This is a genomic window from Ruegeria arenilitoris, assembly GCF_013030985.1.
In the GTDB taxonomy this organism is placed as follows: Bacteria; Pseudomonadota; Alphaproteobacteria; order Rhodobacterales; family Rhodobacteraceae; genus Ruegeria; species Ruegeria arenilitoris_B.
Map to the genome: position 1 here is coordinate 64,568 of NZ_WPYP01000013.1, position 22,073 is coordinate 86,640.

20 protein-coding genes are annotated in these 22,073 nt (G+C 57.6%); 8 read left to right on the forward strand and 12 right to left on the reverse strand.

From position 1 onward, the window contains the following. Window positions 1-51: 51 nt before the first annotated feature. The 9 genes from GOX88_RS20845 to GOX88_RS20885 form a co-directional block, all read right to left on the reverse strand. On the reverse strand, window positions 52-2,259 hold the full coding sequence (locus GOX88_RS20845; RefSeq protein WP_170406527.1) for a hybrid sensor histidine kinase/response regulator: 2,208 nt from the start codon (window positions 2,257-2,259) through the stop codon (window positions 52-54). Window positions 2,260-2,262: 3 nt separating this feature from the next. Then, window positions 2,263-3,420 (reverse strand): FIST N-terminal domain-containing protein, encoded by a 1,158-nt coding sequence (locus GOX88_RS20850; RefSeq protein WP_170406529.1) that lies wholly within the window; start codon window positions 3,418-3,420, stop codon window positions 2,263-2,265. 32 nt (window positions 3,421-3,452) lie between these two features. Continuing rightward, window positions 3,453-4,151: a LuxR C-terminal-related transcriptional regulator gene (locus tag GOX88_RS20855; protein ID WP_170406532.1), complete on the reverse strand. Its 699-nt coding sequence runs from the start codon at window positions 4,149-4,151 to the stop codon at window positions 3,453-3,455. A gap of 134 nt (window positions 4,152-4,285) precedes the next feature. After that, window positions 4,286-6,052 carry a PQQ-dependent methanol/ethanol family dehydrogenase gene (locus GOX88_RS20860; RefSeq protein WP_170406535.1) on the reverse strand — a complete coding sequence of 589 codons (1,767 nt, stop codon included), beginning with the start codon at window positions 6,050-6,052 and terminating at the stop codon, window positions 4,286-4,288. Window positions 6,053-6,173: 121 nt separating this feature from the next. Continuing rightward, entirely contained in the window at window positions 6,174-6,962 is a 789-nt protein-coding gene (locus GOX88_RS20865; protein WP_170406684.1) for an ABC transporter permease, read from the reverse strand. A 76-nt stretch (window positions 6,963-7,038) separates the two neighbouring features. Continuing rightward, on the reverse strand, window positions 7,039-7,758 hold the full coding sequence (locus GOX88_RS20870) for an ABC transporter ATP-binding protein (RefSeq protein WP_170406538.1): 720 nt from the start codon (window positions 7,756-7,758) through the stop codon (window positions 7,039-7,041). Beyond that, window positions 7,755-8,207, reverse strand: a complete 453-nt coding sequence (locus GOX88_RS20875) for a hypothetical protein (protein ID WP_170406541.1) — start codon at window positions 8,205-8,207, stop codon at window positions 7,755-7,757. The genes GOX88_RS20870 and GOX88_RS20875 overlap by 4 nt, the downstream gene beginning before the upstream one ends. A gap of 105 nt (window positions 8,208-8,312) precedes the next feature. Beyond that, window positions 8,313-9,269, reverse strand: coding sequence for a YVTN family beta-propeller repeat protein (locus tag GOX88_RS20880; RefSeq protein WP_170406542.1), 957 nt, complete (start codon window positions 9,267-9,269; stop codon window positions 8,313-8,315). 55 nt (window positions 9,270-9,324) lie between these two features. After that, on the reverse strand, window positions 9,325-10,476 hold the full coding sequence (locus GOX88_RS20885) for an ABC transporter substrate-binding protein (protein WP_254443389.1): 1,152 nt from the start codon (window positions 10,474-10,476) through the stop codon (window positions 9,325-9,327). 185 nt (window positions 10,477-10,661) lie between these two features. Between GOX88_RS20885 and pedF the strand changes: the two genes are divergently transcribed. Together pedF and GOX88_RS20895 are read left to right on the forward strand one after the other, a co-directional pair. Beyond that, complete coding sequence (gene pedF / locus GOX88_RS20890; protein WP_254443390.1) at window positions 10,662-11,339, forward strand: cytochrome c-550 PedF; 678 nt, start codon at window positions 10,662-10,664, stop codon at window positions 11,337-11,339. Between the two features lie 19 nt (window positions 11,340-11,358). Continuing rightward, window positions 11,359-12,261, forward strand: a complete 903-nt coding sequence (locus GOX88_RS20895; RefSeq protein ID WP_170406548.1) for a substrate-binding periplasmic protein — start codon at window positions 11,359-11,361, stop codon at window positions 12,259-12,261. A gap of 7 nt (window positions 12,262-12,268) precedes the next feature. On the opposite strand, the gene GOX88_RS20900 is transcribed toward GOX88_RS20895, so the two are convergent. After that, window positions 12,269-13,156 carry an FAD:protein FMN transferase gene (locus tag GOX88_RS20900; RefSeq protein ID WP_170406551.1) on the reverse strand — a complete coding sequence of 296 codons (888 nt, stop codon included), beginning with the start codon at window positions 13,154-13,156 and terminating at the stop codon, window positions 12,269-12,271. Next, window positions 13,153-15,231, reverse strand: a complete 2,079-nt coding sequence (locus GOX88_RS20905) for a 4Fe-4S binding protein (protein ID WP_170406554.1) — start codon at window positions 15,229-15,231, stop codon at window positions 13,153-13,155. The genes GOX88_RS20900 and GOX88_RS20905 overlap by 4 nt, the downstream gene beginning before the upstream one ends. Window positions 15,232-15,371: 140 nt before the next feature. On the opposite strand from GOX88_RS20905, the gene pqqA reads away from it, so the two are divergent. The 6 genes from pqqA (at window position 15,372) to GOX88_RS20935 (ending at window position 19,513) form a co-directional block, all read left to right on the forward strand. Further along, window positions 15,372-15,479, forward strand: a complete 108-nt coding sequence (pqqA, locus tag GOX88_RS20910) for a pyrroloquinoline quinone precursor peptide PqqA (protein ID WP_170406557.1) — start codon at window positions 15,372-15,374, stop codon at window positions 15,477-15,479. 24 nt (window positions 15,480-15,503) lie between these two features. Continuing rightward, entirely contained in the window at window positions 15,504-16,391 is an 888-nt protein-coding gene (gene pqqB / locus GOX88_RS20915) for a pyrroloquinoline quinone biosynthesis protein PqqB (RefSeq protein ID WP_170406560.1), read from the forward strand. After that, window positions 16,388-17,131, forward strand: a complete 744-nt coding sequence (pqqC, locus tag GOX88_RS20920) for a pyrroloquinoline-quinone synthase PqqC (RefSeq protein WP_170406563.1) — start codon at window positions 16,388-16,390, stop codon at window positions 17,129-17,131. The genes pqqB and pqqC overlap by 4 nt, the downstream gene beginning before the upstream one ends. Then, window positions 17,128-17,415 (forward strand): pyrroloquinoline quinone biosynthesis peptide chaperone PqqD, encoded by a 288-nt coding sequence (gene pqqD, locus GOX88_RS20925; RefSeq protein ID WP_170406566.1) that lies wholly within the window; start codon window positions 17,128-17,130, stop codon window positions 17,413-17,415. The genes pqqC and pqqD overlap by 4 nt, the downstream gene beginning before the upstream one ends. Continuing rightward, the gene (pqqE, locus tag GOX88_RS20930; RefSeq protein WP_170406569.1) at window positions 17,412-18,497 is read left to right on the forward strand and encodes a pyrroloquinoline quinone biosynthesis protein PqqE; all 1,086 of its coding nucleotides are present in this window, start codon (window positions 17,412-17,414) and stop codon (window positions 18,495-18,497) included. The genes pqqD and pqqE overlap by 4 nt, the downstream gene beginning before the upstream one ends. A 698-nt stretch (window positions 18,498-19,195) precedes the next feature. Beyond that, on the forward strand, window positions 19,196-19,513 hold the full coding sequence (locus GOX88_RS20935) for a bactofilin family protein (RefSeq protein ID WP_170406572.1): 318 nt from the start codon (window positions 19,196-19,198) through the stop codon (window positions 19,511-19,513). A gap of 987 nt (window positions 19,514-20,500) precedes the next feature. Here GOX88_RS20935 and GOX88_RS20940 read toward each other — a convergent pair. Further along, complete coding sequence (locus GOX88_RS20940; RefSeq protein WP_170406575.1) at window positions 20,501-21,940, reverse strand: SLC13 family permease; 1,440 nt, start codon at window positions 21,938-21,940, stop codon at window positions 20,501-20,503. Between the last annotated feature and the right edge of the window lie 133 nt (window positions 21,941-22,073).

The window sequence follows — 22,073 nt, forward strand, 5'->3', positions numbered from 1 at the left end:
ATGGTCTAACCCGCTGGCCGGAGCCGCCTTGCAGACCCCCAAGCAGGCTTATTACCCAGTCCCTGCCAACGCATCTTCCAGAAATCCGCGAAGTTCGCCCGGGTCAATCGGTTTGTAGAAGAAAGCCGCGTCGAGCGTTTCGCAGATCCCCTGCAGATCGCGCGAGCGGTTGGCTGTTACCAGACAGGCTGGCACCGGACCATGTATGGCGCGAATAGAATTGATAGCATCGATACCGAGCGCCCCGTCATCCAGTTGATAATCGGCAATGATTACGTTCGGAGCGGTATCAACTTCGCGAAGCAGTTCTTGTGCCTCCTCTAGGTTCGCGCAGGGCAGCACATCAAGCCCCCAATCGTCCAGGGTGATGGTCATGGCCGAGCGCAGTTCGGCGTCGTTTTCGATCAGCACAGCGATCTGGTGTTCCAGTGACTTGCCACTTGAGGCGGGAATTTGGGCGGGCTTCTTGCTTGGGGTTGCCACGCTGAGCGGTAGCTCAACTGAAAAGCAGGTGCCGCGCCCTACATGCGAGGAAAGGTGCAACGGGTGTTGCAGTAGGCGGCAGGCGCGTTCGACAATGGCGAGACCAAGGCCCATGCCCTCGGTCGGATTGGCGGTCGCATTCAGGCGGTGGAACTCAAAAAACACTTTCTCCTGCTGATCCTCAGGGATGCCCGGGCCCGTGTCCCAGACTTCGATCCGGACCGAACCCGACCCGCGGCGTACACCGACCAACACTTTGCCATGGTCGGTGTAGCGAATTGCGTTCGATGCAAGGTTCTGAAGGATGCGGCGCAGGTAGGATGCGTCGCTTTCGACCCACTCGTCACAGTTGACCAGTCGAAACTCCAACCCTTTTTTTCGGGCCAGCGGTTCTAATTCATCGTTTAGCTGGGTCAGCATGTCCCGCAGGTTGATCGACGAGACGTCAACCGAAGCGAGACCTGAGTCCAGCTTGGAAATATCCAGCAGGGCCGCGAGGATCTGCTCGACACTGACCAGTGCATTGCTGACTTTGGATACGCGTTCACGAAGTTCGGACCGTTGCAGGTCGCAATCGAGGGATGCCACATATAGCTTTGCGGCTGAAAGTGGTTGCAACAGGTCGTGGCTGGCCGCGGCGACAAAACGCGATTTCGAGGCATTCGCCCGCTCGGCTTCGGACAATGCGTCCTCAAGGTCCAGGGTTCGTACGGCCACGCGCTGTTCGAGGGTTTCGTTCGCCTGCCTGATCGCGCGGACAGCCGCCCGTTCTGCAGTGATGTCGGTGAAGCTGATCACGAATCCCCGATCGGGCATCTGTTGGGCAAAGACGGCCAGGACACGATCGGCACCAATGCCGATTTCGAAAGACAGCGGAGCACGCGTGGTCTTGCTCGCCACCCAGGCTTCGACATCAGTATTGTCGATCGGGCCAAGGAATTTCAGATCGTCACGGACTTCTCGGTAGAACGATGAGAAAAAGGTTCCAAGCTGCACCCGGTTTGCCGGTATGGCCAAAAGCTCACCGGCGCGGTGGTTCCAGCCAACAAGCTGGCTTTGGTCGTCAAAGATAAGAACGCCCTGATTCAGATGCTCGAGCGTAGCCTTGATCAGCTTTGCCTGATCGTCCAGCAGGCGTTCGCGTTCCTGTAGCTCGAGGCGCATCATTTCGGTTATGTCGGTCTGGATGATCACGGTGCCGCCATCTGGGGTGCGGCGTTCGCTGACCTGCAGCCAGCGGTTGTCGGCTATGCGAACGCTAAAGGCGGCGTGACTATTCTTGTGCTGGGCCAGCCGGTAGGCCTCCCAGCCCTGTGGAGTTTCGCCATCGGGCAGCGACAGATAGGGGCTGTGGGCAATCAGGTGGACATAGTTTTCGAAATTCAGCCCCGGTTTGAGCAGGTGGTAGATGTCCCGCATCTGCTTGCTGAACCGGCTGTTGCACATGACCAGCGCATCGCTTGGATCGAATAGGGCGAACCCTTCTTTCAACGTCTCGATCGCATTGGCGAGGTTGGCACGGGCCGCTTCGGTTTCGGCATTGGCTTCAGCCAGTTTTGCGTTCGAGACATTTAAAAGATCCAGCGCGTGCTCGAGTTCCTTTGTGCGCGAGCGTACTTCCTCTTCAAGCATCACCGCCCGCTGAAACTGGGCGTAGGCGGCACCTGAGGCTTCGGAACTCTGTTCGACCCGCCGCATCAGCGTCTCGGTGATTTTCAGCAGTTTTTCGTTCTGACGCTCGAGCGTGTCCCGGGGATCGATCAATTCTCTGGTCATGGCTCAGCCATCCTCGGGCGGATAAATCGCAACGCCGGTGAGCGTCTGATTCACATGCATCGAGTTGACCTGTTCGCCGTAAGTGGAAAAGCCAACAACCCGGTTTTCCCCTAGCACACGTGAGATGTCGGTTGTCATCTGTTTCTGCTGGGCTTCGAGGCGGCGTAAGATGCAATCGCAGGCCAGCACGATTTCCGGCTGTTTCTGGTCCGATAGGGCCGCCATTTCACGGGTCAGATGTGTGACCATGTTCTCGGCATCGGCCATCGTGAGGACGACACCCTCGTCAATGGCCGAGAAAAACACCAGATCACCGTTTTCGGCCACCTGCTGGATCGCACGCACGTGATGCTGGTCACCGATCTGTACCACCACCGGATGGGCCGCAAAGGTAAAGGGCGTCAACTGCTCGGGATCTTTGTTGAGCAGACGTGCGTATTCCCGCGCCGCCGGTTCGGCATTGATCTCGTGGACGATGCGCCGGGCCGGATCGGCCCCGGTCACCACCATGCGCTTCTGGGCCGGGATGAGGTGGTCGGTCTTGAAGACGCGGATAGGGCAGCGGCTGCGGACCTGAATGAGAATGGCGGCGTTGGAATGAGCGCGCCCACCATGCAGCACATAAGTTTTGCTGAAATCAGTACCGTCGCCGGCCGAGCCGCCAAAAAAGGGTACTGGTCCGAGCCCGACGGACAGTTGGGACGTGAGCATATCTTCCTTGGTGGACAGCCCGTCGATTAACAGAAAGGTAAAATCCGAGATCCAGCCAGGCGTTTCGCGCGCCATATGGTTTCGGTTGCGGATCATGCGCTCGATCAGGTTATGGGCGTCAAACTGATCGAGATCGTTGATCAGGATGGTCCGGGTGTGAAAGTGGGTTTGTGGAAACCCGACGGCCACGATCTCGCCATCGGTATAGCCCCTTTCGCCGATCTCTCCGGCCGTGGTGCAGCCAACCACCTGTGCCGGCGCAAAAACCCGCTGTGCTTCGTCGATCAGGCGGGACACATCTGTATGCGGAGACAGAAATAGTACAACCAGGGACAGATCTCCGGGTCTGAGCGCTCTGGCCAGTTGCGTAACCGCATCCGGGGCTAGACAATCGACTTGTCCTGACCGCACGATCTGTGTCGTCCCGGATAGACCATGAAGATGGTCCATCTCATTTCCTCCCCTGAAAACCGCGGGCCAGATTAGCCGTGTGGTGTTTGGTCGTGTAAGACATTTGCAAAGCTGGTTTGCTTTGCGATCAGTACCGCCTGCGTGCGGCTCTGAACACCCAGTTTCCGCATGATCGCGGTGACATGCGCCTTGACCGTAGTTTCGGCAATCGACAGATCATAGGCGATCTGCTTGTTCAGCTTGCCTTCGCAGATCAGTTGCAGAATGCGGCCCTGCTGGTTGGTCAGCGATGCCAACCGCTTCATTGCATCATCCTTTTCGGCCGTGTCCGTTTCTTCGAGCAGAACGCAGTCGGACGGGATGAAGGTTTCCCCGCGCTTCAGTGTTTCCAGAGCTTGATAGAACACGTCTCGTTGGCTGTGCTTCGGAATGTACCCGGCGGCTCCGGCGTGAATTGCCGAACTGATGATGCGATTGTCGGCCATCGACGATGCCACAAGGATCGGGCATTTTGTTGCGTTGCGCAGACGCAAAAGCCCATCAAGCCCGTTTACGTCCGGCAGGTTCAGGTCAAGCACGATCAGATCCGGTTCAGTACCGCGCGAGATCATGTCGAGCGCCCCCTGAAGGGTCGGGGCGGTGTGCATGCTGGTGATCGACGACACAACCTGCAACGTCATCGACAGAGCATCGCAAAACAAGGGGTGATCGTCCACGATCAGGGCGGAGTTAAAAGTGATCGCCTGTGCTATGTCGGTGTTCGCGTGCATTTGAATCCAGATCAGATAGCGTTACCTGTCATCATACCAAAGTAGCGGGTTAGCAGGATATACGCCAAAAGTCGTAGAACGACAAACGCGCACCCCGGGGGTGCGCGTTCTTGTTTGAATGTATCCGTGTCTGATCAGTTGGCTGCCGCCAATTCCTTGGGCAGCTTGAATGTCCAGACCATGCCACCCTGATTCAAGTAGTTGACCTTTTTGGCCACTTCACCGCCCCAGAGAGGAACCGCGCCGCCCCATCCCGAAACAATCGAGACATATTGTTCGCCGTCCTGCTCCCAGGTTACGGGCTGACCAACGATGCCCGAACCGGTCTGGAACGACCAAAGCTCCTCGCCTGTTTCGTCGTCAAAGGCGATGAACTTGCCTTCCGGCGTTCCGGTGAAGACGAGGCCGCCAGCGGTGGTCATCACACCGCCCCAAAGCGGCGCGTCGTTCTTGAATTCCCACTTGATCTCGCCGGTATCGGGATCGATCGCCTTGAGGCTGCCGATGTGGTCCTCGTAATTGGGCTTGATGGTGAAGCCAGCGCCCAGATATGCGGCGCCCTTTTTGTACGAGATCGGTTCGTTCCAGATATCCATGCCCCACTCGTTCGACGGGACATAGAAATTGCCTGTGCGCTGCGAGAACGCCATCGGCATCCAGTTCTTGCCGCCCAGGAACGAGGGTGAGGCAAAGATCACGTCACCCTTCTTGCCGTCTGCCGCGTCTGCCGGGTTGCCGGGGCGGTTTTCCTCGACAAAGATCGGGCGTCCGGTCTCGTCGATGCCGCTGGCCCACGAGATGTCCTTGACGAAAGGCGTGGCGCTGACAAATGCGCCGTCCTCGCGGTTCAGCACGTAGAAAAAGCCGTTGCGGTCGGCGGTGGCAAAGCGCTTGTTGCCCTCGCGATCGGTATAAGCGACCACTTCGTTGACGCCGTCATAGTCCCAACCTTCGCGCGGGGTGGTCTGGAAATGCCACTTGATCTCACCGGTTTTCGGATCGATGCCGATGCGGCTGGCGGCATAAAGGTTGTCGCCCTTGTTGCCTTCGGTCGGGGTGCCCGCATTACGTAGGTGACTGTTCCAGGGCGCCGGATTTCCAGCACCAAAAACAAGCGTATTGGTGTCGGCGTCATAGGAACCACCCAGCCAGGTCGCGCCTCCACCGGTTTTCCACATATCGCCCGGCCATGTGGCGTTGAGCGTTCCGGTCATTGTGGATTCCTCACCGTTGAGCGTGCCCATGTGACCTTCGATCACCGGGCGGGTCCAGACAAGTTCGCCGGTTTCGGCGTCGCGCGCCTGCACTTCACCAATGATGCCGAATTCACCACCCGAGTTGCCGGTCACAACCAGGCCGTCCACGATCAGCGGCGCGGCGGTATAGGAATAGCCGGCCTTGTAGTCGGCGATTTTCTTGCGCCATTTAACGTCGCCGGTTTTCAGGTCCAGCGCTACGATGCGGGCATCCAGGGTGCCGAAGTAGAAATTGTCACCATAGATGGCGCCGCCGCGATTGATCACGTCACAACAGGGCAAGATGCCTTCGGGCAGGCGTGCGTCGTACTGCCAAAGCTCTTCGCCAGTGTTCACATCGATGGCATAGACACGGCTGTAGGAGCCGGTGATATACATCACCCCGTCATAAATCAGCGGCTGGGTTTCCTGCCCGCGCTGCTTTTCGCCGCCCAGGCTGAAGGCCCAGGCCGGGACCATTTTATGGATGTTTTCCTTGTTCAGCGTGTCCAGCGGGCTGAAACGCTGCAGGTGGCGCCCCATGCCGTTGGTCACGATCTGCGACGTGACGGATTGGTCATTCCTGATTTCTTCTTCGGTCACTCCGGCGTGGCTCGCGCCGGCCAACATGACCCCTGCAACAGCTGCAGTGATAAAGCGATTCATGTGGGCTCCTCCCATGATGTATCTGTTCCAATGCCAGACGCCTAGTCGCGCGGGTTTCCGGCTATGTGCATTATCGGGAACAGGTTGACGGCGGGGTATTGCACAATGGTCGTAAGGCTGATCAGGTCTTGCGCCGTGTCAGGCCTCGCGCGGGATCGTATCCCCAGACCGACAAGGCAAGAAACACCACCGCGGCAATGCAGGTCCACATCAGCGCGACGCCGTTGAAGCTGCCATAAAGCGCAAAACGGATAAGCTCGACCGCCTGGGTGAAGGGATTCAAGGTGCAAATGTCGTGCAGAAGCTCCGAGCTTTCAGCCATTTTCCACAGCGGGTAGAGCGCGGTGGACAGGAAGAACATGGGGAAGATCACGAAGTTCATGACCCCAGCAAAGTTCTCGAGCTGCTTGATGGCCGAAGACAGGGCCAGGCCCAAACCTCCCAGCATCATGCCGGTCACAAGTAGGGCAGGAAGCAGGACCAGATAGCCCAGCGGAGAAAATCGAATGCCGTAAATCGCTGTCACGCTTAGAAAAACATAGACCTGAAGGATCGAAATCAATGTGCTGGCCAGGAGACGGCAGATCAGCAACCACCAGCGGGGCAAGGGGCTGGTCAGCAAGAGCCGCATCGACCCCAATTCGCGATCGTAGACCAGTGACAGAGAGCTTTGCATGCCATTGAACAGCAGGATCATGCCGCAGAGGCCAGGCACGATATAGACCTCATAGGTGGTGTAGGTCTGGTAGGGCGGGGTAATCGATAGGCCGAGTGCCGCGCGGAAGCCCGCAGCGAATACGACCAGCCACAATAGGGGCCGTACCAAGGCAGCGACAAAGCGGCTGCGCTGACGCACAAAGCGCAAGGATTCGCGGGTGATGATGGCGCGCAGGGCAACAAGGGCAGGCATTATGGCACCTAACAGGCCTTTACGAACAACATCGGTGTCCGAGGCGTGCAGACTTCCGGTCAGTTGGAGGCTCGGATCACGCATCGGTCCCGGTCCGGTTGAGGAAATGGTCGTTGAGTGGGATAGCGCCCCGGATCGTGCTGCAGGTTCCGGTTTCGAGGACCAGTCCTTTATGCAGGATTACCAGCTGGTCGCTGTTCTGGACTTCATCGGTCAGATGGGTTGCCCAAAGTACTGTCAGCCCATCATTCACCGACAGATCGTGCACATAGTCGGTGATTGCGCGGCGGGTGGTGGTGTCGAGGCCCACGGTGGGTTCGTCGAGCAACAGCACCTTAGGGCGGTGGATCAAGCAACGAGCGATTTCCAATCGCCGCCGGTGACCGCCGTTGAGGTCGCGCACGGTTTCCTTTGACCGGTCGCGCATGTTGAGTCGGTCCAGAGCGGCATCGGCGCGGGATCGGGCCAGTTTGCCTGACAATCCGTGCAGTGCAGCGAAATAGGTGAGGTTGAGTTGAACCGAGAGATCCAGGTCAAGCGTGGGTTGTTGAAAGACAACTCCGATGTTTTTCAGAGCATTGCGAGGGTTTCTTGCCATGTCTTGACCGGCAATTTCGATGCGACCTTGGGGGGATGTGAACAGCCGGGTCAGAAGGCCGAACAGGGTGGATTTCCCAGCCCCGTTTGGGCCTAGAAGCGCACAGAAAGCGCCGGACGGGACGTGAAAGCTCACATCATCCAACGCCTGTTTCGTTCCATAGGCGTAGCTCAGGTTCTGGACGCTGAGACCAGTCACTGTATGGCGATCTCTAGTTTTTGGGTCTCGCCGGTAGAGCCGGGAACCTTGAGATGGTAGCTGCCTGGTTTCAGTGCGATGAAGCCGATCTCCATTTCGCCGGCCTCATCAAACTCGATACTGTCGAGCCCCAGCGGGCGGATTTCGAGCCCTTCGACCACGATTTCGTCGATCCAGATAGCGCGGAAGAACTCAGAGCCGACAAGCGCCAGCTCCTGGCTGCCGTCGCCTTGGATTTCGAATTCGTAATAAGTTCCGGATTTGAGTTCCCATGGAGCGTCCGTCAGGGGCATGCCGGCAGAGAGGGTGATCGGCGGCAGATCTTCCTTGTTGGTAGCCGAGAGCAGGCCGGCCATACCGAACTGGGGTTCGTCATCGTCGTTATCTGCCATGGCGGTGGCGGGCAGGACCAGGGCCAGAAGGATGGTGATAAGGGATTTGGTAAGCATATTTACTCTCCTGTTGGCTCGTCTTTGGGGGGTCTTTAAGGCGCCGGATGTGCACCGCGCGTGTCCCAACTGGCAGCCCAGTCGGAGGGTGGCGGATGGGGAGCGTCACGGTCGCATCGCCGCGCCCCAGGGGAAGCGGCCCACTTTGACGGATTTCAACGCCTCGCGACTGGCCACGTCGATCACGGTCACGTCGCCCGAAACACCGTTGGTTGTGAACAGCAGCGATTTGTCGGGAGAGAAGTCCATGTGCCAGACCCGGCGGCCGACAAGGATGTAGTCCTCGACCTCAAACGTTTCGGCATTGACGACCGCGACGTGATTTGAGGGGCCAAGTGCGACGAAAGCGGTCTTTTCGTCTTCGGTAAATTCAAAGCCGACGGGTTGCACACGGTCGGGATGCACGCCCTTGACGGCGAATTCGATCTTGGCTTTCTCGGATTGGTTGGCTGTGTCGAAAACAGTGATGGTGCCGCCGATCTCGGAACTCACCCAGAGCTCGGAACCGCCTGCGGTGAATTCGGCGTGGCGCGGGCGGCTGTCGACCAGCGTGTTGGCGAACAACTCGCGGGTTTCGGTGTCGATCCAATGCGCCATATTGGTGGTTTCCGAGGTGGTGATGGCGATCTTGCCATCGGGGCTCACAGCCATGCCTTCAGGTTCGATACCTACATTGATCTGAGCGATCACCTTGCGGCTTTCGGTGTCGACTACCGTGGTCACCGCGTCATCCTCGTTGGCGATGTAGAGATGGCGGTCATTGGGGTGCAGAACGAATTGTTCCGGGTCTTCGCCCGATGGCAGGTCGTGCAGGATCTGTCCTGTATTCGGATCCATCACCTGTACCGTGTCGCTGTCTGAGGCACAGATATAGACGCGGCTGTAATCCTTGGAGAAGGTGATGCCGCGCGGGCGCTCGCCGGTTGGAATTGTACGGGTGACTTCAAGCGTGTCCACATCAATTACGCTGATCGTGTCGTCCTTTTCGTTGGTAACCCAGATCTCGGCAGCGTGAAGCGGCGTCGTGAGGCTGAGGGCGGCAGTGAAGAGCAGGTGTTTCATTGTGTGGCTCCGTTGGATGCCTCTGGCGGGATAACTCGAAAAAGATGAAAGCAGGTCATTGGAAGGCTTCGCAGGCGCTTTCCGGCGCATCGAGGCCCAGCGAGTCGAGTTCGTTATGCTGGTGCAGGTACCCTTCGAGCGGTGGCTGGGCAACGAGGGCACTTTGGGTGACCAGCGGGATCGGCTGGCGCATTTGACCGTTCCAGTTGCGGTAACTGAGCGGGCGGCCCTTGAAGCCGGCCAGTTCGAACGTATCCGACAGGATGAACTCGCGAAGATCGGCGGGTTCCGAGCTGTTGATGCGGGTTACGGCCTCGCCAATCGAGCGAATGGCGGCCCAGGCGGCGTAGTCTTGGGGCCGCATCGGGCGGTTGGCCAGGTCTTGGAACCGCGATTGCAGTTGGGCCGCGCCCCATTGTTCGACCACCGGTGCCCAGGCTGTAGGCCTGAGCCCCTCGGTGCCTGCAACCGGGCGCGGCAGCCAGGTGTTGAAGGCAATATAGCGTCCAAAATCGTTCAGCTCATCGGCGATCAGCAGCAAGTCATATGTGCCGAGGTCTTGTGTGAACAGTGGAACCTCCTGCGCTGCATTGCGGCGCATATCCGCATCAAAGGTCCAGGTTTTTTCAGCCGTGATGCTGAGGGCGAATTTGGCGGCACTTTGGCGCAATGCATCGGCAAAGGCTTGGTCCTCCGGGTGTTCACCGGAAATCAGGGCCAGCGTGTCCCAGCGTTTGGTGCGGGCAAATTGCATCATGGCGTCGCTGCGCATCTGGTAGGACGGCAAGGTGTGCAACAGGTTGGCGCGACAGTTCTGACTGCGCAAACTCATGTCGGCACTGGAGGTGTTGAACAGCAAGGCCTCGCCCGCAGCGGGCAGGTCGGCAATTTTCAGCAGTGTGTCTGCCGGGACATCGAGGATCAGGAAAGGCGTCTGTTCCAGCGCCTGGTCCGCAGCCGCGAGCGGGTCGCCACCAACGGGGATCAGTACGGTTTCCAGGAGATATCTATGGCCGAGAAAAGCCCCGGTGGTTTGGTTGTCACTCAGCCCCAGATGGGCACCCTTTTCCCCCAGGTCGTCGGGGATTGGGTCAAGGTTCGACAGAGTCGGAGGACGGTCGATTTCCTGCTTGAGAAAGACCATTGGGATACGAATCTCGGCAACCGCAGCGCCAGCCGCAAGCATCATGACAATGATTGTGAGCATGAGATTTCGCATGTTTCCTCACCAGAAGAGTGTCAGTTACTCCAAGGCTAAGGCCTGATCGACAGGGGGGGCCATTGGACCATGGTCGTATGGTGAATCGGCCGGTCTAGAACTTAAGTCTCGTATCAAGCCTGTGTTCGTCTCCGCTAAAACCTGAGTGGGAAACAAACGAACGGGAGGACTCGATGTTCAGACTGTCCATGGCCACGATTGGCCTGATTGCCGCAAGTTCGATGACGCATGCCCATGGCGACGTGGCACCGCAACCGATGAATACCGATGCTTTGCCGGATGTGGGCGAAGAGTGGCTGATCGAAAACCCCTATCGCGATCAGGGTGAAGAGGTCTGGAAGGCCGCAATAGAGATCGGAGACAGCGGATACAATCAGAACTGTGCCCGGTGCCACGGCCTGGGGGGTGTGTCCGGTGGGTTGGCGCCTGATCTGCGCTATCTCGAAGCCGAAGAGTATGGCGATGAATGGTTTGTCGAACGATTCCAGACCGGATACACCCAGAACGGTATCACCAAGATGCCAGCCTTTGGCGAATTGCTGGGGCAGAAGGCTGCGTGGGCGATCCGCACCTATATCGAGACGCGGCCCGATGATGGTGAATTGGACGATGTGACGCCACGGCTGATACAGATCCGGGATGAACTTACCGCAATGGCGGATGGTGGCACAGGTGATGTCGAAGCCCTGCGCAGCGAGTTGAATACGGTTGCCGAAGGTGTGGCGACCGGTTCCGGAGCACCCGTGGCCGACAGCGTTGCCTTTCGTGCGGTGAGCCTGATTTCCGGCGATCAACCGGATTTTGCCGGTGCGGCCGAGGTCCTGACCATCGGTCTGTCAGCAGCCAACTAGGATATACAGATTGGGGCACATGAAACGTTTTCTTACCGGAACTATTTTCTCCCTGTCGGTTGTCTGTGCCTCGGCACAGACCGCATCAGCCCGGTGCGAAGATCATGTGCCCCAAGCCAAGCCCCAAAACGTGTCGCGGGATCGGGTCGGGCAGGATCTCGATACGATTCAGGAACGCGGGTTCATTACCTTTGCTGCCTACGAGGATTTTCCACCCTGGTCATTTGAGGAGGACGGGAAGATCAAGGGCGTGGATATTGAAATCGGACGCCTGATCGCGCAAGAGCTGGGCGTCGAGGCCCGGTTCAATCTTGTGGCGCCAGGCGAGGATCTGCAGACCGATCTGCGCAACTGGATTTGGAAAGGCCCGATCGTCGGCGGCAGCGTGGCCAATGTCATGCTGCATGTGCCTTATGACAGCGAATTTGCCTGCCGGGTCGAACAGGTGGTTTTCACCGGACAGTACCATGTCGAAGAAATCGCCATTGCCTATCGTAAAGAGGCCTATCCGGAGGACCCGCCGGTTCCGGCCTATTTCCGCTTTGACACGGTCGGGGTCGAGAACGACTCGATTGCCGATTTTTACCTGTCGTCCTTTCCCGGTGGCCAGCTGTCGCACAATGTGACCCGGTACCCTTCGATGGCGGATGCCATGGCGGGGCTGGCTGTGGGTAAAACCATGGCGGCGATGGGGCCTCGGGCGCAGCTGGAACACGGCGCTACCGAAGATCTGGCAGTGCATAGCCCACCGTTGCCGGGCTTTGCCGTGGGGAAATGGACCGCCGGGGTTGCGGTTCATTTTGCGTATCGGCCACTGGCCTATGCAGTTGGAGATGCGGTTTTTGCCGGTGTAGAAGATGGGCGCGTGGCGCAGATATTCGCCGAATACGGTCTGACATTCGCGCCTCCGGAATTATTCTGAAGCAGCTTTAACCCAAGGTCTTCAGATCCCCGTGGTGATCGACCAACGTCGCTTTCGGGGTTCCGGGCAGGGCGCGCAGCGCATCACGTATACGGGGTTCAGACATCAGGCAGAAGGCGGTCGAGGCCGCGTCGGCAATTGCAGCGCTGTCGGCCTCGACGCTGACCGTGGACCAGCGCGGTTTCCCGTCAGGGTGCAGGATATGGCTCTGATCCGCGCTGAGTGTCAGTGCCGAAGGGCTGGATGTGGCAATCGCTCGGTTTTCCAGCGTACGGGTGGCAACCAGCCCGAATTCGGGATCTTCCACGCCAAGGCGGAAGGGGCCGCCGAGGGCTGCAAACTCTCCGATGTTGATCAGCGTTCTGCTCAGGCCCGATTGCTGCAGGATCTGCCGGGCCATGTCGGTTGCAAAGCCTTGCGCAATCCCGTTCAGGGTTAGCGCCTGACCGAATTCCAGGGCTACAACCTGGCGAGAGACCTGTACGCGATCCCAACCCAACAGAGCGCGCGACGGTGCGGGGTCCTCGCCCCGCGCAAGTGCCAGCCAAAGCGGCTGTACGGTCGGATCGAACAGCCCGCTTGTTGCGCTGTGAACCTGACCGACCTGTTCCAGAAGCGCGACGAAATCCGGATGGGGTGCGTCCAGCCTGCCGCTTCGGTTCAGGCGGGACAGATCGGAGTTGCTGTCATAAAGGCTGAACAGACGTTCCAGGCGCGGCAGTAACTGCCGCAGCTGATCGAGCGCGGGTTTAGCCTGATCTTCCGGAGCATGCAGAACCACCGAAACCCGTGCGCCCATGGCGTGGCCCTGCCAGCGCAGCGGGGTAGCGATAGCCGGCGTTGCCAGCGCCGCGGCGGAAATGGTCAGGAACCGGCGACGGGATAATGGGCTCATTCGGCTGCCTCCATCCGTTTGGTGGCGCGCCGCGAAGCAATTATCAACGGAACGCATCGGTTTTGATCGTTGTGGATGGCGACGCAATCAAGGCAGCCGAAACACTCGGAATACCGGATCTCACCGGATTTACGGATTGCGCCATAGGTGCATTTTGCTTTGCACAGTTGGCAGGGTGACCCGCATTCCCCTCTCCGTTTGATCCAGTTGCGCCCCCGGAACAGGCCGCCAATGGCCATTACCGCACCCAGCGGGCACCCATAGCGGCAGAACCCCTTGAACAGCATCATCCCCAGAATCAGCCAGATCGCAGCATAGGCGACATAGCCCCAGTCGCGGATGAAGTACGTGGTGATCGCCGTCTTGAAAGGTTCGACCTCTGCGGCTTTGTCCAACTGGTCAGGCGCTGTGAACAGGGTGACGAACAGACCTGCCAGCACCGCGTATTTGAAAAGCTTGAATCGTGTGTCCCAATATGGCGAAGGTTCAAGCCGGGGCAGGCGCAGAGCGCGTCCGAGGTGATGGGCGAATTCCTGCAACGCGCCAAAGGGGCAGAGCCAGCCACAGAAATAACCGCGTCCCCAAAGCACGAACCCGAGAAAAGTGGCCCCCCAGATCAGCAGCGAAAACGGATCATAGGTCAAAAAGGCGAAACTGCCGCCTTCAAACGCGGCACGAACCACCGCCAGCACTGTGACGACCGACAGCTGGCCCTGGCCCCACCAGCCGACAAACACTGTCACAAAGGCAAGAATCGCCAGACGGACCGGGGTGAGGGTACGGCTTTGCGCCAGTGGATTCTGCGCATAAAACAGCAGCGCGGTCAGGCCGGCCAGGAACAGGGTCAGGATGATCATGTCTGCCTGCCGCGCGCGCAGAGCATCCAACCAGGGGGGGCTCGCCTTTGTTGCTTTTGGGTGCGAGAAAAACCGCTCGTCGGTTGCGTGGGTGACCGGCAGATTGATAGAGCCGGTTTCAGGCTGGAACATGCCGTGCTGGCGGATGGCGGCGACGTTCAGGGTCCATTTCCGGGAAGGATCAAATCCGAGGCGCCGGTCCGTGCGCAGGATCATCATGGCCCCGTCATGCATAACGCCGGGCAGGTTGTCCGACAGTTCGACAAATAGATCGCTGTCGCGCAGCGCAACCGGCAATCCGTCTTGTTCCGCAGACAGCCAGTCCGGCGCGGTGTTGCGCACGAAATCCGGGCTGACCAGCCCGTGACGCGCGGTTTCGATCACCAGAATCGGTTCGTCATTCGGTGAGATTGCGAGAAAATCCTGCAACTCGCGAAACCCGCCATCGGACAAGACCGCGCGGGCGATGGATGGCGGACCGAGATCCACGATCCAGAGATCGAGGTAAGGCGCGTCCGGATTAGTTTGCGCCTCGGGATCGTCATCCTCCCAAATAGTGTCATCAAAGGCGTCGTTAACTTGAGCGTTGGAAATGACTGTATGGGTTGCGATACCCTGCGACACGAGATCCTCCCATGTCAGGGCTTCGGAATACTCCGGATCGGGATGTGCGGGTGGAGTGGTCGAAATCCCTTCCATCTTTTCCCGGGCGACGGCGAGGGCAGCGGCCATAACCGATTCATGTGCGATACGAACCGAGGCTGTGGCCTTGGTGACGCCATCCAGATAGACCAGCGACGAACCTGCTCCGCCACTGCCATAGGGGGTTCCGACGACGATGGACGACGAAATGGATAACCCGGGATATTGTTCAAAAAATCTGTGAAACGGAGCTTCGCCCAGGCCTGATACAAAGATCGGCTCATTGTGTTCGATCAGGCGTACGTCCAGAAATAATCCCTCTAAATCAAGGACAACCAGTGCGTTGATCGCCGATCCCGAAAAGCCGGGCAGTGAGGCGAGCGGTTCCGTTTCAAATACATATCCGGCCTTGGCACCCCCAGAATTCAGCAATTGGTAGACACCGTTGTCGCCGATGGGGTCACCGAGGGAGAACGGTGGCATGATAAGCTCGGCAAGCGTCGCCCGGTCCAGCGGCGCGGCCGGAACAAGGGGCGCCGAAAGGCAGAACAGCAGTGTGAACAGAATAACGCGCATGGAACGACCCTACGCAGCGGAGGTGCGCGCACCCTATTGGACATTGGTCGCAGACCCGGACTACGACCAAAGGCCAATACGCAAGATTGGGGTTCGTTGGTAGGTTTGAGGCACCCTAACCAGCCAGCGGAGGAAATAAGATGGCCTGGACAGCACCCAAACTAAAAGAAGTGAACTGCGGCATGGAAATCAACATGTACGCGCCGTCCGAGGACGAAGGTCGCGAATTCGAACGCGATCTGTTTTGAACCGCGTCTGAACGGGTAACGGCCATGCGGTTTCTGGTTCTTGGCGCGGCGGCTGGTGGTGGACTGCCACAGTGGAACTGTGGTTGTTCCAATTGTCAGGATGCTCGCAGCGGCAAGATCGCCCCGGCGAGCCAGTCATCGCTGGCCGTTTCTCTGGATGGGCGCGATTGGGCGGTGCTGAATGCATCCCCCGATATCCGCGCCCAGATGATGGCCTGCCCCTCGATGCATCCGCGCGGCTTGCGGGGTTCACCTTTGGCATCAGTTTTGCTGACAAATGGCGATATCGACCATATCGCCGGATTGCTTTCCCTGCGCGAGCAGACGCCGTTCACGATGTATGCGACTTCCGAGATTCACAAGGTTCTGGAAGATAACTGCGTGTTTGACGCGGTGAACGTGAAAAAGGTTTCGCGGGAACGGATCGAGATCGGCCACGATTTTGAGATCCTGCCGGGATTGCAGGTCCGGGTATTCCCGGTGCCGGGCAAGGTGCCGCTGTTCATGGAAGGCGAGACCGTTCAGACCGATCTGATCGGGGAACAGACGGTGGGGGTTCGCCTGAGTGACGGGCAGACCGTGGCCTATTACGTTCCCGGATGCGCGGATGTGACCGGGGAGCTTCTGAAAACCTTGTCGGATGCGAACCATTTGTTCTTTGACGGCACGCTGTGGGACGACAACGAGATGATCCGGTTGGGGACCGGCGTGAAATCCGGAAAACGTATGGGACATATCTCGATCGGCGGACCGGAAGGTTCGATTGCCCGACTGGCAGGGCTGAAGGCAGACAAGATTTTTATACACATCAACAACACAAACCCGGTCTGGCAGCCGGATGGCCCGGAACGTGCATTTGTTCACGCTCAGGGCTGGCGCGTCGCTGCTGATGGGATGGAGATAGTGACATGAACGCACACAGCCGCAACGTCGGAACACTGGAAAAGCGGCTGCGTGCGATCGGGGCCGAACGCTATCACGACAAGCACCCGTTTCACCATATGCTGCATGGAGGGCGATGTAGTCCGGATCAGGTGCGGGCCTGGGTCATCAACCGCTGGGCCTACCAGGCGGCGATACCTATGAAGGATGCCGCTTTCCTGTCACGATGCAGCGACCCGCAGATGCGGCGGGAATGGCGCAGCCGGATCGAGGATCACGACGGTGATGTGGACGGTGGCGGGGGAATTCGCCGCTGGTTGAAGCTGGCCGAGGCGGTAGGGCTGGACCCTGATTATGTCGCAAGCGGGCGGGGGGTTCTGCCGGCCACGCAATTCGCCGTGGACGCTTATATCCGCTATGTCCGAGATATGCCGTTGCTCGAGGCGGTGGCTTCCTCTCTCACTGAATTGTTTGCGCCCTCGATCCACGAACGCCGCATAGAGGGCATGTTGCAGCATTATGATTTCGCCAATGCCGAAAGCATGTCGTATTTCAAAAAACGCCTAACCGAGGCCCCCAAGGACGTGAAATTCGGATTGGCCTGGGTTCTGGAGCACGCCGACACGCCGGCAAAGGAGGATGCGGCCTGTGAGGCGCTGATCTTCAAGACCAATGTGCTGTGGGCGCAGCTGGATGCGTTGTGGGGAGCATACGTGGAACCGGGTCGTATTCCGCCCGGTGCCTGGCAACCCGGAGAGGGAATGGCATGAGCCTGGCGCTAACCGATACGGATCGCCCCTATTTGCCGCGTGGTGTCCGAATGGTCGAGGACCGGCTGCGGGGCGGCAAGGTTCTGCTGGCACCGGAAAAGGCCATAGCTCTTGACATGATTGGCGAAGCTATTTTGTCCCGGGTGGATGGCAACGCCGAATTTGGCGCAATCATTGCCGACCTCGCAACCACTTACGACGCCCCCGAAGAGCAGATTTCCAAGGATGTGCAGCGGTTCATGATCGGGTTGCGCGCCCGGATGTTTCTGGGGGTCCACTCATGAGTGTACCTTCACCCATCGCCATGCTGGCGGAACTGACGCACCGCTGTCCACTGGCCTGCCCTTACTGTTCGAATCCTTCCGAATTGCTGGGCCGTGACAGCGAACTGGACACTGAAACATGGATTGATGTTTTTCAGCAGGCGGCAGAGCTCGGCGTTCTGCAATTGCATTTGTCGGGCGGTGAGCCTGCATCGCGCACGGATATCGTGGAATTGATGCAGGGGGCGCATGATGCCGGGTTGTATACCAATCTGATCACCAGCGGAATTGGCCTGACCCCGCGGCGGCTGGATGCGTTAGAAGCGGCGGGGATGGATCACATCCAGCTTTCACTGCAGGGTACCAATGCGGAGCTGGCGGATTGGATTGGCGGGTATCGGGGCGGTTTTGATCGCAAGATGAAGGTGGCGACCGAAATCAGGGATCGGGGAATTCCTCTGACGCTGAACGCGGTGATGCACCGGCATAACCTGGACGATCTGGAACGCACCATCGAATTGGCGGTCGAGATGGGCGCGCGCCGGCTTGAAGTGGCCTGCGTGCAATTTCACGGCTGGGCCACGACGAACCGCAATCACCTGTTGCCAACGCGCGAGCAGACCATCGAGGCCAAACGTGTCGTGGCCGAGGCCGAGCAGCGGTTGCGCGGGACGTTGGCCTTCGACTTCGTACCACCGGATTATTATGCGGATTTCCCCAAATCCTGCATGGGTGGCTGGGGGTCGGCCGGGCTGAACGTAACGCCAAACGGGACGGTACTTCCGTGCCACGCGGCCGAGAGTATACCGCACCTGACATTCGAATCCGTACAGGACCGAAGGCTGGCGGAGATTTGGTTCGATAGCCCGGCGTTCAATGCCTATCGCGGCACCGACTGGTTGCCCAATCCGTGTCAGAGCTGTGACCGAAAGGAAATCGATTTCGGTGGCTGTCGTTGCCAGGCGCTGGCAATCTCCGGAGACGCATCGGCCCCGGATCCGGTTTGCGGAAAATCCCCGAACCATGGTCTGATCACCAAGATTCTCGAGCAGGCGGCAAAACCGACAGACACGCCCATGTTGTGGCGGGGGGCGGTCCAGTGAAAGTAACTCGTTTTGAGGTCTGTGGAGAGCTTTCCGGGGGTTCTTGCAGGCAGATAAAACGAACCTGGTCTGAGACTGCTGGAGTTATTTTTACCTCCGGCGATGTCGAAAAGACTCCGTTTCTGCTGCAGCGGTCTTGTCAGAAAAACTTGGCTTGAGGCGGGCAGGGGCATTGCTGCGGCTGCCCCGAAGTCTTCAATGAGCCGAGGCAGTGTAGAAACCTCTTTGGTATTTCGGCTTTAAAGGTCTTCTGCTGGTTTCTTTTTGGGTTTTCGGTTTCTGGACCATTTTGGGGCTTATTATCTTAAAGGCAGAAGAGATTTTAGACGCGCCGTTGCCCGACCTTAGGACAAACCGCCAGTTGACCTTTTCGTTCCAAATTCGACCTAAGAGATAACCGGTCAAAATCCCTGAGGTTCTGCTTTGCTCGAACGGGTGGAAAGGGCAAGTGCAGCCCTTTCGTCTCCAACGTACTGACGACGGCCCGGCCGTATTCCAGACCTTGGACGACACTCCCCGACTAATCGATTTTGCCTGTGATCCGCACGCTTTACGAAGTTGGTCATGCTTGGGCTATTGCTTGGTCGGCGCGGGGTTGCGGCGGATCTTTGCCCTGAGATCAAGTCAACCTCTATTCAGGTGGTCAAATCCCGGCTTCCGTCTTAGGGTCGCCGCTATCTCAGGCAGAGGAGATTTATGTGGCGAGCTCAATAGTAGAAGTAGACCTGACAATCGAAGGCAACGTCAGGTCGGAAGGGGGAAGTGTTGACGTCAATGGTCACATCGTTGGGGATGTCAGCGCTGACACGATTACCGTTCAGTTAGGTGGATCTGTTGATGGCGCATTGTCCGCCAAGAAGATCACCATAGAAGGCAAGCACAATGGCAGTTTGAGCTGCGACGATCTGAAACTTACCTCGAGCTCACAGGTTCAGTCTGATGTCGTTGCCAGGACGTTGGCAACCGAGAGCGGTGCCAGGGTTGTAGGCAAGGTCAAAATCACCGGCGAACAATAGCGTCATTCGGCAGAATTCTGTGGCAAAGACAAACATGAGACTTTGCGATCGCCCGGTACTCGAAGAGACTTTTTGTGGCCGATGCACGCCGTGATGCGCATTAGTCAAAAAACTGATTACCCGGGCGCAAACCGGACTTCAGCGGCAAACCCTGATGAAGATGATGGGCAAGATCATCGACGCAAACCTCAAGGGGTTGGCTCAGAAGGTACGTGCCACGTAGTTGGGCGGCCAAAGGATGCTATTTTCGCTATTCGTTGATTGATTGGGTATGTCTGCAACGCGGAATGCAATTGCAGCAACTCACTTGATCAACGGATGGCGGTTCTGGACAGAGTGATGGGGCAGGGCATTCTGCTGATCAACCAAACTCAAGAAAGACACACTGCGCCGGTTTCCAGGTTGCGAAGAGGCTCACTGGCGTTCGTTTGACGTAGACTTGAAGCGCTTGAACCATCGAAACATTAAATAAGCGCAAAAATCTCAAGGTGTTGAATTCAATGGGAAGCGAGTCTCAATAATTCAGTCCCATTATTTACGTACTCCGACAGGCGATGTCGGATCGCTTAATTACTGAGACTGCGCATGCAACAGAGTCAGTTACTTACGTTTTCGGGTTTTTGAGACTCGGAAACGGGCCAAAATTTCCGGAATTTGAGAACGTGACTTCCGGTTGACACGTAGGGAATGCCTGGAAAGAGACCAAGAGAGCTTCCTTTGTGGCGCTCGCGGCACGGAGATTTCTGCAGATCTACGTTTTCGTGTCCTCTGCCCAGCGAATAGACCGATTGTTGATCCAAGCTGAAGACTAAAGTTTCAGAAGCGCACAGATCGTGCCTATGCACGCCATGCTGAAAGGCAGGTACTGATCCCCCGGCTTTCAATCAACCAAAGCAGCCTCATCTGACTGGTCCAAGTTGATTGTTAGTGCATGATTGACCTTGGTTCCATCGGTATGGTTGCTTCTGGCGCGGGTGCGCTAAGTTATCATAGAAAGAAACCCAATGACCTAGCCCAAAGAAAATGAAGTGGGGCGAGTAGGGTAACTCCAATCGCGAAGTAAGCAAGCAGCAGGCGAACCGCTTGTGCTGACGGAATTCGACCGATTGACATTGTCAGAAGCAAGGGTGGAACCAGATACGGAAACGGTACGAGTATCCATGTTGGAACTTGCGCCATCAAGACCCACTCAACTGGCCAGCCGGTGGCTTCTGCCAATTGCGCTGCCAAGGGCGTCATCACACCTGGTGCTGTTGGAACCGTTGTGCACACTGCCACCACTGATCCGATGGCGGCCAGAGAGGCAAATATTGCCGTATTGCTCGAAAGATCTGCTTCGTGGAAAATCGCCACCAGATATTCTCCGGCCCGGGCACTTATGCCGGTGTGAAAAACCACGGCTCCAAAGCCAATGACACCGGAAACAAAGAAGATTGGCGCAATGTTTATTTTCTGAGGTAAGTCGCTGACGGGGATAACACCGACTACAGGCAAAGCGCAGATCAGTGCGGCCCCAAGCGCGACCCACGCAGGTGCGATTCCATGCCAACTGTCTGTTACCCAGAGTAAGATGGTTACCACAAGTATTCCGGATAGCCGGAGTTGCGGTCCTGTCAGTGGTTTGGGTTCAATCGAAATCGTCTGGCGTTTGGGCGAGCCTCGAAAAAACCACCAGTTCAGGCCAATTGTAGCGACTAGGCTGAATACACCAAGAATTGGGAAATTCAGGACCAGATACTGCGCGTAGGTGAATGAGATGTCATAAAGCCCCTCGGCTGAACCCGACATCACCAGGTTCGGAACGTTCGATGGCAAGATGGTGAAAGCGGGGAGAGTCGTGCTCATTCCGGCGGTCAGAACTAACCCTGCTTGTCCCTTCGATCCCGGTTCGAATCCGAGTTGTTTGGCAAGATGAACCGCGATTGGAGCCATAAGGACCACGCGCCCGATAGCTGTTGGTATCATGAACGACAAAACAAGACCGGATAACGCGACTGTCGTCAAAACTCCCAGGTAACCTGGCGCAGACAGGGCAAGAAGGTGGTTAACCAACCGGTCTCCGAGACCGCATTGTGTTACCGAATGACCAATGACGAGACCTCCGAAAATCATCCACAGCGCACCTGATTGAAACCCCGAGAACACGACCTCCGGTGGCGCAATAGAGAGCAGGGCGGACAGAAACAGAAACAGAAGTGAGGTAAAGAATTCTGGGACAATTCCTGTGATCCAGAGGCCCAGAGTAAAGACCACAACACCCAGGGCGCGGGTCATTACCAAATCAGAACCCTGCAGCACGCTGTCATTCAGTGCACCTGTCAGGATGGCAATCCCCGCCATTGTCGTGAGCAAAGCGACAAGGTTGGCTGGTCTTAACCTCTTGGGCCAATTCAACCAACGCCGACGGCCAGCTAACAGCTTTGCCATCTCGATCTCCTGATAACCAAATTTGATCCGAGCAGGATATCGACACAAAATATAAAGCCCATTCATGGGGTTTTATATTCAGTATAAGGGGGTTTTATTATTCCTCATCGAATAGTGACTGTCCAAGCGAGTA

Coding starts and splice junctions, on each gene's coding strand:
- GOX88_RS20845 (WP_170406527.1), bottom strand. CDS start 2,259: ATGACCAGAGAATTGATCGATCCCCGGGACACGCTCGAGCGTCAGAAC.
- GOX88_RS20850 (WP_170406529.1), bottom strand. CDS start 3,420: ATGGACCATCTTCATGGTCTATCCGGGACGACACAGATCGTGCGGTCA.
- GOX88_RS20855 (WP_170406532.1), bottom strand. CDS start 4,151: ATGCACGCGAACACCGACATAGCACAGGCGATCACTTTTAACTCCGCC.
- GOX88_RS20860 (WP_170406535.1), bottom strand. CDS start 6,052: ATGAATCGCTTTATCACTGCAGCTGTTGCAGGGGTCATGTTGGCCGGC.
- GOX88_RS20865 (WP_170406684.1), bottom strand. CDS start 6,962: ATGCCTGCCCTTGTTGCCCTGCGCGCCATCATCACCCGCGAATCCTTG.
- GOX88_RS20875 (WP_170406541.1), bottom strand. CDS start 8,207: ATGCTTACCAAATCCCTTATCACCATCCTTCTGGCCCTGGTCCTGCCC.
- GOX88_RS20880 (WP_170406542.1), bottom strand. CDS start 9,269: ATGAAACACCTGCTCTTCACTGCCGCCCTCAGCCTCACGACGCCGCTT.
- GOX88_RS20885 (WP_254443389.1), bottom strand. CDS start 10,476: ATGCTCACAATCATTGTCATGATGCTTGCGGCTGGCGCTGCGGTTGCC.
- pedF (WP_254443390.1), top strand. CDS start 10,662: ATGTTCAGACTGTCCATGGCCACGATTGGCCTGATTGCCGCAAGTTCG.
- GOX88_RS20895 (WP_170406548.1), top strand. CDS start 11,359: ATGAAACGTTTTCTTACCGGAACTATTTTCTCCCTGTCGGTTGTCTGT.
- GOX88_RS20900 (WP_170406551.1), bottom strand. CDS start 13,156: ATGAGCCCATTATCCCGTCGCCGGTTCCTGACCATTTCCGCCGCGGCG.
- GOX88_RS20905 (WP_170406554.1), bottom strand. CDS start 15,231: ATGCGCGTTATTCTGTTCACACTGCTGTTCTGCCTTTCGGCGCCCCTT.
- pqqA (WP_170406557.1), top strand. CDS start 15,372: ATGGCCTGGACAGCACCCAAACTAAAAGAAGTGAACTGCGGCATGGAA.
- pqqB (WP_170406560.1), top strand. CDS start 15,504: ATGCGGTTTCTGGTTCTTGGCGCGGCGGCTGGTGGTGGACTGCCACAG.
- pqqC (WP_170406563.1), top strand. CDS start 16,388: ATGAACGCACACAGCCGCAACGTCGGAACACTGGAAAAGCGGCTGCGT.
- pqqD (WP_170406566.1), top strand. CDS start 17,128: ATGAGCCTGGCGCTAACCGATACGGATCGCCCCTATTTGCCGCGTGGT.
- pqqE (WP_170406569.1), top strand. CDS start 17,412: ATGAGTGTACCTTCACCCATCGCCATGCTGGCGGAACTGACGCACCGC.
- GOX88_RS20940 (WP_170406575.1), bottom strand. CDS start 21,940: ATGGCAAAGCTGTTAGCTGGCCGTCGGCGTTGGTTGAATTGGCCCAAG.